General features: G+C 44.6%; 6 protein-coding genes and 1 rRNA gene. 2 read left to right on the top strand and 5 right to left on the bottom strand.

The genetic code is table 11. From position 1 onward, the window contains the following. A 16S ribosomal RNA gene (locus tag L5L91_RS14895) occupies window positions 1–338 on the bottom strand; the annotation flags it as partial. Between the two features lie 857 nt (window positions 339–1195). Further along, complete coding sequence (gene acnB, locus L5L91_RS14890; RefSeq protein ID WP_173247838.1) at window positions 1196–3793, bottom strand: bifunctional aconitate hydratase 2/2-methylisocitrate dehydratase; 2598 nt, start codon at window positions 3791–3793, stop codon at window positions 1196–1198. A gap of 434 nt (window positions 3794–4227) precedes the next feature. Between acnB and hxpB the strand changes: the two genes are divergently transcribed. Together hxpB and L5L91_RS14880 are read left to right on the top strand one after the other, a co-directional pair. Beyond that, window positions 4228–4887: a hexitol phosphatase HxpB gene (hxpB, locus tag L5L91_RS14885; protein WP_219235611.1), complete on the top strand. Its 660-nt coding sequence runs from the start codon at window positions 4228–4230 to the stop codon at window positions 4885–4887. Between the two features lie 95 nt (window positions 4888–4982). Then, complete coding sequence (locus L5L91_RS14880) at window positions 4983–5324, top strand: DUF2845 domain-containing protein (protein ID WP_028759308.1); 342 nt, start codon at window positions 4983–4985, stop codon at window positions 5322–5324. A gap of 80 nt (window positions 5325–5404) precedes the next feature. Here L5L91_RS14880 and L5L91_RS14875 read toward each other — a convergent pair whose 3' ends face one another. The 3 genes from L5L91_RS14875 to L5L91_RS14865 all read right to left on the bottom strand — a co-directional run bounded on the left by L5L91_RS14875 (window position 5405) and on the right by L5L91_RS14865 (window position 14645). Next, complete coding sequence (locus L5L91_RS14875; RefSeq protein ID WP_263236999.1) at window positions 5405–7447, bottom strand: M13 family metallopeptidase; 2043 nt, start codon at window positions 7445–7447, stop codon at window positions 5405–5407. 227 nt (window positions 7448–7674) lie between these two features. After that, entirely contained in the window at window positions 7675–9891 is a 2217-nt protein-coding gene (locus L5L91_RS14870) for a patatin-like phospholipase family protein (protein ID WP_263164569.1), read from the bottom strand. Window positions 9892–10172: 281 nt separating this feature from the next. Beyond that, window positions 10173–14645 carry an EAL domain-containing protein gene (locus tag L5L91_RS14865; protein ID WP_263236998.1) on the bottom strand — a complete coding sequence of 1491 codons (4473 nt, stop codon included), beginning with the start codon at window positions 14643–14645 and terminating at the stop codon, window positions 10173–10175. Window positions 14646–14675: the final 30 nt, after the last annotated feature.

Below are 14675 nucleotides of genomic sequence, written 5' to 3'. Positions count from 1 at the left end.
TCTGGGCCGTGTCTCAGTCCCAGTGTGGCTGATCATCCTCTCAGAACAGCTAGGGATCGTCGCCTTGGTGAGCCATTACCTCACCAACTAGCTAATCCCACCTAGGTTCATCCAATCGCGGAAGGCCCGAAGGTCCCCTCCTTTCCCCCGTAGGGCGTATGCGGTATTAGCAGTCGTTTCCAACTGTTATCCCCCTCGACTGGGCAGATCCCTAGGCATTACTCACCCGTCCGCCGCTCGCCRCCTCAGGAGTAAACTCCCTTGYGCTGCCGCTCGACTTGCATGTGTTAGGCCTGCCGCCAGCGTTCAATCTGAGCCATGATCAAACTCTTCAATTAAAGTTTTGTTGCTTCCGTCTTGCGACTTCAGCGGCTCAATGAATTCTGATTTTTTGTTTCTAACTAAAGAAACAAACTGTACATATTACTATGAACACTCATTGTTACATTGATTTAAATTTTTGACTGCCAACCCGAAGGYTAAGCAGTTTCGATTAACTCAACACCTGTGAGTGTCCACACAGATTTCTTGTTTTATCTTGTTAAAGAGCAACTCAGTATTCGTAAGAGAACTTGAGTACCACACTGAGCGTCGAACGCTTCCAGTTGGCTAGGGCTGCGTATTCTACGCATTTCCCGTTTCGCGTCAAGGAGTTTTTGCAAACTTTCTTTTCGCTCATCAATCAGTAAACTCATCGATGAACTGTCATATCAGGCTGCTTAACGCTGTCTGCCGTGTCAGTGGATGCGCATTATAGGGAGCAGGAGATTTTGTGCAACCCCTATTTTAAGGAAATTTGCAGTTAATTCCAATTACCTAATCTAGCCACACCATATCCACCACTTACCCCCAAAGTTACCCACAATTCAGTCAAGACTACGCCCTTGTTTCGCATTATGCATAGCCAAAAGCCATCAGATGATTTGTTGATAGTTATGAAAATAGAAGACTTTCGTCTTTTAAAATGAAGATTAAACGGTGCTAAGCGTGAGATTGACCTACGGATCGGCTTAAATGGATTTGTTTTAATGGCGACAACGCGTGACCATTAGTAAGTAGCGAGTTTGTGATGTAAGGCCTAAAGCATGACTATGATAGGGTTCATTGGTGCATAATAGATGTAGAAATAAAACAAACCCACAAAAAAGCCAGCTTACGCTGGCTTTTTACATCAAGTTACCTTAACGGCAATCGATTACACTGCTGTCTGGAAGATCACTTCCGATGCTTTTTTTGTGTAAGACTCGATTTGATCGAAGTTCAAGTAACGGTATGTGTCAGCTGCAGTTGCGTCTAACTCTTTAGCGTATTCTTGATATTCTTCAGGTGACGGCAGACGACCTAACAGTGCAGCAACCGCTGCCAGCTCAGCAGAGGCTAAGTAAACGTTAGCACCTGTACCTAAACGGTTAGGGAAGTTACGGGTAGAAGTCGATACCACAGTTGAACCTTCAGCTACACGTGCTTGGTTACCCATACACAGTGAACAACCTGGGATCTCGATGCGCGCGCCTACACGACCAAAAATCGCGTAGTAGCCTTCTTCAGTCAGCTGATCTCTATCCATCTTAGTCGGTGGTGCAATCCACAGACGTGTTGGCAGGGTTTTAGCAAACTTGTCTAGCATCTTACCGGTTGCGCGGAAGTGACCGATGTTGGTCATACAAGAACCTACGAACACTTCATCAATCTTAGTTTGCGCAACAGATGACAGTAAAACGGCATCATCAGGATCGTTTGGCGCACACAGGATTGGCTCTTTGATGTCATTTAGGTCGATTTCGATTACTGCAGCGTACTCAGCATCTTTATCGGCGCTCATCAGCTCAGGATTGGCTAACCACTCTTGCATACCTTTGATACGACGTTCAATCGTACGACGATCGCCATAACCTTCAGCAATCATCCACTTGAGCATGATGATGTTTGAGTTCAGGTATTCAATGATAGGTTCTTTGTCTAACTTGATGGTACAACCGGCAGCAGAGCGCTCAGCTGAAGCATCAGACAGTTCGAAAGCTTGTTCAACTTTCAGTGATTCTAAGCCTTCGATTTCCAGTACGCGACCAGAGAAGATGTTTACTTTACCTTTCTTCTCAACGGTCAGCATGCCCAGTTCAATGGCTTTTAATGGGATAGCATGAACCAGATCACGCAGTGTGATACCCGGTTGCATTTTGCCCTTGAAGCGCACTAATACGGATTCAGGCATGTCGAGTGGCATAACGCCAGTCGCAGCAGCAAACGCTACTAAGCCTGAACCCGCTGGGAATGAAATACCAATTGGGAAACGCGTATGTGAGTCACCACCCGTACCAACTGTATCTGGTAGCAGCATACGGTTTAACCACGAGTGGATAACACCGTCACCTGGACGCAGTGATACACCGCCGCGGTTCATGATGAAATCAGGCAGAGTATGATGTGTGTTCACATCCACTGGCTTTGGATAAGCCGCAGTGTGGCAGAATGACTGCATAGTCAAATCAGCACTAAAACCTAAACAAGCTAAATCTTTCAGCTCATCACGGGTCATAGGACCAGTGGTATCTTGTGAACCGACAGACGTCATCTTAGGTTCGCAGTATTGACCAGGACGCACACCCGCTACGCCACAAGCTTTACCGACCATCTTTTGCGCAAGTGTATAACCTTTGCCAGTATCAGCGACATCTTGAGAACGTACAAAGACGTCAGATAACCCTAAGCCTAATACGTCACGGGCTTTGTCAGTTAAACCACGACCGATGATCAATGGAATACGACCACCAGCACGAACTTCGTCTAACAAGACTTCCGTTTTTAAGCTGAATTCTGAAATTACTTCGTCGCTATCGTGACGCTTAACCACACCGGCGTATGGGTAGATGTCAATCACATCGCCCATTTCCATCTTGTTCACATCAAGCTCGATTGGCAGTGCGCCCGCATCTTCCATAGTGTTGAAGAAAATCGGTGCAATTTTACCGCCAAGGCAGAAACCGCCAGCGCGCTTGTTAGGTACGAATGGAATATCATCGCCCATAAACCACAGTACTGAGTTAGTCGCAGATTTACGTGATGAACCCGTACCCACAACGTCACCCACATATACTAATGGATGACCTTGTGCTTTTAATGCTTCAATTTTTTTCACTGGGCCAACGGCACCAGCAACATCAGGCTCGATACCATCACGGGCGTTTTTCAGCATAGCTAACGCGTGCAATGGGATATCAGGACGTGACCATGCATCTGGTGCAGGTGACAAGTCATCGGTGTTGGTTTCACCAGAAACTTTAAATACTGTCAGAGTGACTTTGTCAGCCAGTTTTGGACGGCTTAAATACCAATCTGCATTCGCCCACGCTTCAACCACTTGCTTCGCAAACTCATTGCCCGCTTCCATCTTCTCAACCACATCGTGGAAAGAATCAAACATCAGCAGAGTGTGAGATAGCGCTTTAACAGCTAAAGGTGCTAACGCTGGATTATCCAGCTGCGCGATCAGAGGTTCGATGTTGTAGCCGCCTTGCATTGTGCCTAACAACTCAGTAGCACGCTCTGCAGACAGAATCGGTGATTTTTCAGTGCCTTTGGCAACCGCATCTAAAAAAGCAGCTTTAACATAAGCAGCTTCATCAACACCTGGGGGAATTCGATTTTCAAGCAGGTCGAGAACGAAAGCCTCTTCACCTGCGGGTGGATTTTGAACTAACTTAACCAGTTCAGCCACTTGATGTGCATCTAATGGCTTAGGGACTACGCCCTCTGCAGCACGTTCTGCGACGTGTTTACGATATGCTTCTAGCACGGCAACATTCCTCTTTGTTTGGCGCTCTAACAACGAAACTGCACGTCTTCTTAATTGAAGCTGACAGTCCGACATGATCGACCCGTATTTCCGGCCTGCAGTATACTACAGCTTTGCAAAAGTATGAATCAGGTCACACTCGGCAAAAAGCGAAATAAGGACTAAATCCGGCGGCGAATGCCAACTTACGGGAAGATTAAAACAAGTGAAATTAGACAATAGTTTGAAAACAGACAAAAAACCATACACTACAAATAGTTAACAATGTTTCATTAATTTTAAATCGAACAAGCAATTTTCCGTGTCAGAGAGCAAATAGGTATAAATTTTTCTCATCTTGCTGCATTTTGGCTTTTAAGATGCAGTGCGAGAACTTACACTCAGGCTTAATTTACTGCATATCTCAGTTATTTCCTTAGTCCATCGGAGTACCAATGACATCCCTTAGCATTCAAGCCGTTATTTTTGATATGGATGGCGTTTTAATCGATTCAGAACCCCTATGGCAACGAGTCGAGTATGAAGTGTTATCCGCACTCGGCGTGCCAGTGACGGTAGAGACGATTCAACAAACCACGGGCTTACGCATAGATCAATGCGTCGATTATTGGTACCACAAGGCACCTTGGCCACACTATGATAATGCCAAGGTCAGCCAAACGATTGTTGATAAAGTTGCAAATGAAATTCTGGTTAGCGGCGAAGCTATGCTGGGCGTTTACGAAACGATTGACCACTGCCAAGCGCTTGGCCTTAAAATCGGCTTAGCGACTTCATCCCCAAACACCATTATCCAAGCAGTATTAACGAAGTTAGATCTCAGTGAAAAGTTTATGGCGATAGAATCGGCTGAACACCTAATCTATGGTAAACCCCACCCAGAAGTTTATTTGAATTGCGCTAAGGCGTTAGATGTTGATCCCCGTTGTTGTCTTGCCATCGAAGATTCCTTTAACGGCTTAATTGCCGCCAGAGCAGCCAACATGCAAACGGTCGCGATCCCTGCGCCAGAACAAAGAGGCGATGCCAAGTGGATTATCGCCCATCATCAGGCCGAGAGTTTGTTGGCATTAACAACAATTTTGGCAAAATAACGTCACAACACACCGAGTTTCTGCTGGGCGGATAAGCTTAGTCTTTGCCCTACGGATAAATAGCACAATGGTGTATGCACCAGAAGGAATTCAATGTGAAGTACCTGTCCTTAATACTGCCCATGGGCTTAATACTCATGTCCACCTGTTTACCCGCTAGCGCAGGTGAGACCATGCACTGTAAACAACAAGTGATCAATACGGGCGATACTTTAACGACTGTGCAGGATAAATGCGGCTCGCCCAGTGATATTCGAGAATACAGTCTGCCCGCGACTTATCTCAACGCTAACGGAGACAGGGTGATCGATCCCAGCAAGTTGCCAACTGAGTATCAAGAATGGACCTATGACTTTGGACCAACACGCTTAATGCGTCGCCTGTATGCCACTGATAATAAAGTCACAAAAATTGAATCCTTAGGTTATGGACATTAATCGGCAGCATCATTGATTATTGTCATCAATAAAAAAGCCAGACATTGTCTGGCTTTTCTTATTTCAATCTACTGAATGTATTACCAAATTTTCACACGTTCATCTGGCGTTAAATACATTTTATCGCCTTCTTTCATCTCGAAAGCTTTATAGAAGGCTTCCACGTTACGCGGCGTACCCATGGCACGATAATGGCTCGGTGAATGCGGATCTGTCAGCAAACGACGGCTCAGCTCTTCATCACGGTAATTACGGCGCCATACTTGCGACCAACCCACAAAGAAGCGTTGCTCGCCCGTTAAACCATCGAGCACAGGTGCAGGTTTGCCGTTAAGGCTCATCAAATACGAACGTGCCGCAACGGTTAAACCACCTAAGTCGCCGATGTTTTCCCCTAAGGTCAAATCACCATTAACAAACTTGCCGGGCATTGCCTCATAACCTGAGTATTGCGCAGACAACTGCTTACCGCGTTTTTGGAACTCTTCTCTGTCTTTATCTGACCACCAATCACGCAGGTTGCCATCACCATCGTATTTAGCGCCTTGGTCATCAAAACCATGGCTAATTTCATGGCCGATCACGGCACCTATACCACCGTAGTTAACGGCATCATCGGCATCCATATTAAAGAATGGCGGTTGCAGAATCGCAGCAGGGAACACAATTTCGTTTTTCACTGGACTGTAATAAGCATTCACCGTTTGTGGTGTCATGCCCCATTCCGTACGATCAATTGGCTTGCCTAGCTTGTTAATCATGTCTTGATATTCAAACTGAGCGTAACGCATGTAGTTACCGACTAACTCGTCAGCCTTAATATCTAAACCTGAGTAATCTTTCCATTTATCTGGATAGCCAATTTTGTAAGTAAATTTAGCCAGTTTTTCTTGGGCGGCGACTTTGGTTTCTGGCGTCATCCACTCAAGTTCATTAATGCTGACTTCAAAACCTTTGATCAAGTTTTTGATCATAGTTTCCATGCGCGCTTTAGCTTCTGGCTTGAAGTATTGCTTAACATACTCTTCACCCACTAACTCACCAATCACTTGGTCAGCACCATCAACTGCTTTTTTCCAGCGTGGCTGCTGCTCTTCGATACCCATTAAGGTTTTGCTCTTAAAGGCGAAGTTCAAATCAACAAAGTTTTTACTCAGTAACTCGGCGTAGCTATCCACTAAGTGGAACGCAAGATAATCCTGCCAAGCCGATACTGGGAATGTCTCGAAACTGGCGCCGAGTTTTTCAAAATAAGAGGGCTGACGCACGATCACTTCAGTCACTTTATCGCCTAAGCCCGCACTCGCAGCAAAGGCATTAAAATCGAATTGACTGGTTAACTTTTGCAGTTCAGCACGATCTAACTTGTTGTATGCCTTGTTGGCATCACGGGATTCGACTCGGCTCCACTGACTTTTGGCGATCATCATTTCGATGTCAGCGACGTTTTTAGCCGCACGTTTAGCGTCCTTGTAACCTGCTTCAGTCAGTATCTCTGTCACATACTTCGCCATGGCTTGACGATTAGCGGCAAATTTAGGGTCATCTTTAAGGTAATAATCGCGATCCGGTAGCGTGAGGCCTGACTGGCTTAAATACACCGCATACTGAGTTGAGTTTTTAGCGTCATTATTGACGTAAAAACCAAAAGGAATACCAGAACCCTTCGTCAGTAATTTGCCCATCACAGCGGGTAAGTCAGCGTGCGTTTTTACGGCTGCGATATCTGCCAGCAAAGGCTTTAGTGGTGTAACACCTAAGGTTTCAAGTAAATCGGTATTCATGAAACTGGCATTGAAATCACCGATTTTCTGCTCATTCGAGCCTGCGGCAGGATTCTTTTTAGCGGCCGCTTCGTCGATAATTTTCTTCAATGCATCTTGGCTTTGGTCGTACAACACAGAAAACGCGCCATAGTTAGATTTGTCAGCAGGAATAGGCGTATTTGCCAACCATTTTCCGTTAACGCTGTAATAGAAATCATCTTGATGGCGAACTGAGGCATCAAAGTTTTGCAATTCAATACCAGACACCGCGACGGCTTCAGTTTTAGGCTCAGTACTACAAGCCGCTAAACCTAAACTCAAGGCGATACTCAGTGCCAGTGTGCTTATCTTCTTCATTGTTTTCCCCAGCTTCCGTTGAGAGTTATTATTTTTCCCGCAAAACCTTAGCATCTTGACACGCCTCACAGTAGTAAGATTTTGTAAAAGGATATGACACTTTAGCGACACTCTTAGCTATTTCGGCAAGATAACTTCCATGGGATAACGCTTATAGGTTTTCCATCGACCAAAAAATAAGGGCACAACCTCAGTCATGCCCTTAAGTTCTTTACACAAATCTCAAACTAGAAGTTTTTACCCACAAATAAATAGAAGGACTTATCGCCAAGATCTGTGATCCCAAAACCAAGTGCCGCGGGTCCCATGGAAGTATCTGTACCGATATAAAGACTCGATGCATAAATCAGATCGGTCAGGGTGACGTCAGTACGCTCGTCCCAGACATTCCCCGCCTCTAAGCTCCAACCTAGGTATAGAGGATAATCTGTCATACCTAGCGCATCACGCCCGAGATCATATTGATAAATAAAGGCCCCAAACACTTTATGTGCGCCCATAATGGAGTCTTTATGGTAACCAGACAGGTTTAAGAATCCTCCCAGCTCGGATAAATGCAGCGTATTGACACCATCATTATTGTTGGTAGCAATCGATGCCTTACCAACAAAAGCGTGGTTACCTACACTCAAGGCACCTTTCCAGTCGGCCTCTATTTGCACACTAAATTGGTTTTGATTATCGTCGATACTGTCATTGAAATCTTCATTGCGCACGTAGACGTTTAAGGTTACGCGATTACCTGATGTTGGAAAGCTAATGCTATCTAAGCTATCGTAACCGAACCTAAAGTAAGCACCATAGGAACTAAAATCTAAGTCCTGCGTTAGCCAAACATCATTGACTATCGACCCCTTCTCTGCGACTAAGCCTAACTCAATCATCCCTTGTAAGGTGTAGTTATAACCTATGCCTAATTCAATCGTATGGGTTTTCTTGTCGAAGGTTAAGATACGACTGTTATTATCGTATAAGTCCCAATCACGGGTATCGTATTGATAACGGGCACGGCTAAAGAACTGTTGGTCCCTGTCTAAAGGCTGATAGAACTCAGTTGCAAACAACTTTTCAATGCCGAGCTTCACCTCATTGCGCCACTCGCCACCATTAAAGGTCAAATCGGTCATGGTATAAGCCATATCAAAACTGATGGCAGATTCTGAATTAAAGTCATCCTCCCAATTAAAGCCCAGTTGGAAATAATTCGGCCCCCAAGACTTAGCCTTAGTGGTGACTGTGAGTATGCGGCCATCCTCACCTTCTACAAATTCAGCATCGACACGCTCAAATTTATTGAGGGAGTAAATACGCTTTAACGCCTCATTAAGCTCGTCTTTAGATACAGCTTGCCCAGGTTTAATATTCAAGGTTTCCGTCAAGAGATTCAAACTCACCTTAGATTGGTTTTCAAATACGATTTCATTAATGGGATGACGTACATCCGCCATTAATAATTTACCTTTGGCTTTTTTATCCTCGACGTAGGCGGCATATTCCTCGGGGCTCACGCTCATACTGCTCAACTTATAAAGCTGACCATTAGCGGCTTCTTTTCCAAGGGTTAATGCCAGCGGCATAATAGTGAAATCAGTGGTGCTGAGGGCGTCAATCGCGGGTCGGATCAATACATCTTTATCTGTCAGTAATTGTTTTTGTTTTTCAGTGCTGGCATTGGTCAAAAAATTAGAGAGCTGATCAAGCACTGCGATAGTACTGTCTAATTTATCTTTTTTAACCAGAGGCGAGCCAATATCGACGGCGATAATAATATCGGCTCCCATGGCCTTAACCACATCGACGGGCATGTTATTAGCAATACCACCATCGACCAATAACTTGCCTTCAATTTGTGCGGGCTGAAGTGCACCAGGTACAGTTGCAGACGCTTGCATGGCTTTAACCATACTGCCGTGACTAATCACCACAGGTAAGCTAGTTTCTAAGTCGGTTGCAACCGCTCGGTAGGGAATGGCTAAATCATCAAAATGACCAAATTGCTGTACCAGATCTGTCGACTGACGTAAAAGTTGTGACATAGTCTGTCCACGTAGCAGACCACTTGGCGCCCTCACTTGGCCTTCGTTATAGCCAATGTTTAACGGAATATTGTAACGGTCACGTAACTGTTTATCCCTGTAACTCAAAATATTGCGCGGTATGGTGTCCGAGTAACCACTGTCCCAGTTGACCCCCATCATGATAGCTTCCACTTCACTCGCACTGTAACCCAGTGAATACATGCCAGCGACATAGGCGCCTATACTGGTGCCCGCGATATAATCGACTGGGATGTTATGTTCTTCTAATATTTTGAGCACGCCCACGTGAGCGGCGCCTTTAGCACCACCACCACTGAGTACGACACCAATTTTAAGGCGCTCTGCAGCCAAAGACGGGGTAACACACAAACACAAAATAATAGAAGCGAGTAGTTGACGCATCATGTGAGGCTACTTTTTATGGGATAAAAATCCGAGTTATATTAACAAACTTATCGATTTAACCGTCAGTCATATTTTATCTGGACCGACTAGTGATAAGTTTGTGTACTCTTTATACAAACAGATGAAGTTTAATTGAATAAACCGCTAAACAAAATATCCATCACCACTGAAGACGATAACGTTTACATCTCAAGCTCACAGGCTTATATCGTGCAGACGATTGCCCATCAGCTGTACAAATATTAAGTATTCGCGAGCCAATAATAGACTATGTTTCTAGCTTAATGATCAATAGAGACGATTTTGTTATCTGTCTCTAAATAGCGCTCAAAATCATCAACGCACATAGGCTTAGCAAAATAATACCCTTGAATAATATAACAGCCACGGCTAAAGACTTGCTCTAACTGCTCAACCGTCTCAATCCCTTCAGCAACCACATTTAATTTAAGGTTACGGGCTAATTCAATAATACTGCTCACAATCGCCTGATCTGCGGTATTAGTGGCGATATCAATCAAAAAGGAGCGATCAATTTTTAGAGTATTGACCTCAAAATTACGCAAATAAGCAAGTGAAGAATACCCAGTACCAAAGTCATCGATGGCAACCTCGATCCCCAAAGATTTCAATCGAGTCAGATGGTCTTTAGCGACATGCAACTCCTTCATCAATACGCCTTCGGTGATTTCTAATCCTAAAGATGCTGTTGGCATTTGGGTTTCTTGTAAAATTCTTTGAATATCTTCAATAAAATCTGGCTGCCTAAAATGCACCGCCGAAATATTAACCGACAACTTAAAGCCCGAGCCATAGCGCTTAGTCCAATTGGCTCCCTGCACACAGGCTTGTCTTAATACCCAGCGGTCAATATCAACAATTAAACCGCAGGCCTCGGCGACTTTGATGAAAATATCGGGACGAATAAAGCCGTCCAGCGGATGTTTCCAGCGAATTAATGCCTCCATTCCTATGAGCTTATCGTTACGTAAAATATCAATTTGCGGCTGGTAATAAAGCTCGAACTCTTGCCGTTCTATGGCTTTGCGTAAATCGGCCTCAAGCCGTAAATGATAGAGGGCTTGAGCATTACGCTCCGAGGAATAATATTGGAAATTGCCTCGCCCTTCTTCTTTGGCATGGTACATAGCAAGATCGGCATTCTTGATAAAAGCCTCAGGCTGCACCGCATCGTCGGGCCAAATACTGATGCCTATGCTGGTCGAAATATAAAATTCCCGACCATATAACTTAAAAGGCGCGACAATTTGCTCCAACAGGCGCTCGGCGACATGGTTAATATCGTCAATGCTGTTTGCATTGCGGAGTAAAATCACAAATTCATCGCCACCAAAACGACAGAGTAAATGCTCGCTGGAAATACAAGATTGCAGTCGGCTTGATGCTTCGACCAGCAGTGCATCGCCCATGCTATGACCATAGGAATCATTAACATGCTTAAATCTATCGAGATCTAAAAACAATAGCGCCAGTTTCTCACCTGTTTGCTGCGCAGCTTGAATCGACTGTAATAAACGGCTAGAAAATAAGGAGCGATTTGGCAACCCAGTAAGTACATCGTAATTAGCCAAACGGCGTAAATCGGCTTCAGTACGTTTACGCTCCGTAATATCAGAAAATACCACCACATAGTGGGTTACTTTCCCGTTAATGCTTTGCATCACCGACACGTTTAGCCACACAGGACAAAGTTGCTGATTGGCGCGGATTAACTCCCGCTCTCCGGTCCAAGACTGACTATCACGGAGAAGTTGCTTAATCTCCGATGCTAACCCGTCATTCATCTGTACGAATTGTGCAAATGGTTGCCCAACTAAGTCGTCAGAATCTATACCAATAATTTGTTGCGCAGCGTAATTCGCAACGCGAATACCGCCTTCGACATCTAAAATCAACACACCCTCAGAGGTATTGCCAAACGCTTTCGCCAATAAATTAATTTCATCTTCTAGCTGGCGTTGCACAGTAATATCGCTATAAATACCCGCGACCCGTTCAATTTCATTTGAGTGCTTATTGCGAGCAACTGGCCGCCCTCTAACCCTCAGCCATCCCCAATTACCGTCTTTACGCTGATAGCGATATTCGGCCTCGAATCGGTCAATCTCACCCGCCATCATGTTGTCCCACTGAGCGAGAGCTTTCTCCCTATCCTGCGGATGCACAGGCAAATCCTCTAAGCTCACCACAATCTCATTGGCATGCGTACCAAGAACCGAACCGCGATTATCAAGGTGAAATGCCTGAGTATTTTTATGCCACTCCCAGAGATCTGAGTCACTGCCGCGCAAAGACTGCCTTAACCTGTCTTCACTCTCCGTTAATGCCAGATTCATCTGCTTAAATGTATTGATCTGTCGTTGTCGGTACCAAGCAAGACTTAAAGCAATAATAGAAAATAACAGCAGCAAAATACCTTTAAAACCTTGGGATAACCACCAATGCTGCTCAACATAGAAAGGGTAAGAAAACGGCTTATCTGACCATATTCCGTTAACTTGACTCAAAATATCTAGCACATAGCCACCCGCAGCTAATCCTGCGAGGTTGATCTGAGATTCCCCCTGCAACAAGACGTAATGGCTATCTTCATCCTGATAACGTAATCGGTATTTAAATTGAATTGGCGAATCATCGAGATAATCTAAGTTAGTGATTTGAAAACTCACCATATTCGCATCGGGTTTGATGGTCATCAGGTTACGCGGCAACAAGGATACTTCTGTCGTGTTGTTATAGTACACAGAGACAGATTCAAGCATCACATGGTCATCGGTTATACGATTGACCAGCCTATTGACATCGAGTCGCATCACACCTTCAGGTGTTCCTAAGTAAAAGCCTGTTTTTGGCGAATAAAAATAAGCGCCCTCGTTCATTTCATCGGAAATCAAACCATCGAGTTGATTAAACATGGCGATATTGCCAGTTTGAATATCCTGACGAATCAAAGAATCAGCACAACCCACAAGATTTGACTTAGGGGTCTTTTGAATAAAAAACACTGAACTACAATTTAATTGCCATTCGGAAGTCAGTGAAACTAACGATTCCGCCTGCTGATGATATTCAAACAAACCTTTTTCATAGGAACCAAACCAGATAATTCCCGGGGACATTTCTTCAATATGGCTAATCGTTGGTTGTGCCGCAAAAGCATTAAATAAGTGCCGTTGATCATGAAACTCGTTTTGACTGTCTATGTAACCAAAGACTTTTTTACCGCCAACCCAAAGACGACCGTCAGAGGTACGATAAATCGTGCGGATCACTGGCCGCTTGGGGCCATCAAATTCGTTCGATGACTTATCAATATCAAATGGCTGGGGCTCATAGAGTCCCATTTCCCAAAAATAGAGTCCCGTGGTAGTCGCAATCCAGACGCGTCCTTTCAGTTTGGGATCCCGATAAGTTTTATATATGAGCTTATTTTTAAAGTCATCCTGACCGTGAGTCCATTTAGAAAAACTGCTGCCTTGCAAGGTCTCTTTATCAATAACAAAAAGACCACTGGTTGTTGAGATCAGTAAATAATGGTCCTCAAACTCACTAATATCATAAATACTTTCGTGGGGATTAAACCCCTCAATCGGAATGTTAACCGCTTTTTTACTGCCCTTAGCAACAAAATCTAAACTGGAAGAACCGAGCCAAACCCCTTCATCACTGGCATGTACAGACCAAGTCATGGCATCGCTCAGCTGATAGGGTTCATCTGCCGCATAAGTATCAAGAATGAAATCAGGCGGTGACGCTAACAATGCCAATCCATCACCAGAGCCTCCAACCCACATCAAGCCTGCATCATCAAACAACATGGCTTTCAGCGTTTCCATGTTGGCCTCAGCCTTCAACTCTTGCTGATAATTCTCAATCAACCGCGTCTCAGGCGACCATTTTAACAAGCCAATACGACTGGCAAACCACAAATACCCTTTAGCATCTTCAATGATCGCTGTGCTCCAATCGGGTAATTCTGGCACAGGTGTAATTTGATGAGCGATTTGATCTAATTGATAAACACCACGCCCTGTCGCAATCCAGATCCTATGTTGAGTATCCTCCAACATATCGAGAATACTGCCCATAGATTCGGTCCAAGGGTATTGGAACAGCCGTTCGCCCTTGTTATCGAGGAGCTCTAGTTGCAACTGCCCCGCAACCAACATGTGTCCATTGGGCATAAGCAATAACTTGCGCCAAGGAAGGTCGCGATTAACAGCTAATTGAGTGATAAGGCGAAGTTCTGACTTTGAAGGGGAAAACTCATAGATCTGACCATTATCAATTAATAATCGCCATGTTTTGCTATTCTTGCGGGCTGCCGATATCAGCGCACCACCTGGAAACTGCGGGAATAGATAGGGAGAACCAAATGCGGTAAATTGATTTTGCACTATATCGTAAAGGTAAATCGCGGCATTGGTGCTGACCAATAACTTGTCTCGGTCGATGTTCACCACTGTCGTTAAAAAGTCATCCGCAAGCCGTGATTCCGTGCCAATTTTATCAATGCGCCGCACCTTAGAATTACTGACCCGATACAAGCCCTGCTCAGTCGCTGCCCATACAAAACCGTAGTCATCTAAGGCTAAACCTCGGATGCTGGTGACAGCTAAACCGTCTCTATCGGTAAAAACACGCTGCACAAAGCCGCCCGCCCAAGCCGAATGGACGCTAATCAGTGAAAGGATGAAACATGTCAGAATTGTTCTAATTATTTTTGTTTGCATGTGACAACTTACCGCATACCATAACTGTAC

Origin of the sequence: Shewanella sp. SM55 (assembly GCF_025654025.1) — a bacterium.
GTDB classification, from domain to species: domain Bacteria; phylum Pseudomonadota; class Gammaproteobacteria; order Enterobacterales; family Shewanellaceae; genus Shewanella; species Shewanella oncorhynchi.
This window is presented reverse-complemented; position numbering and strand designations above follow the sequence as displayed.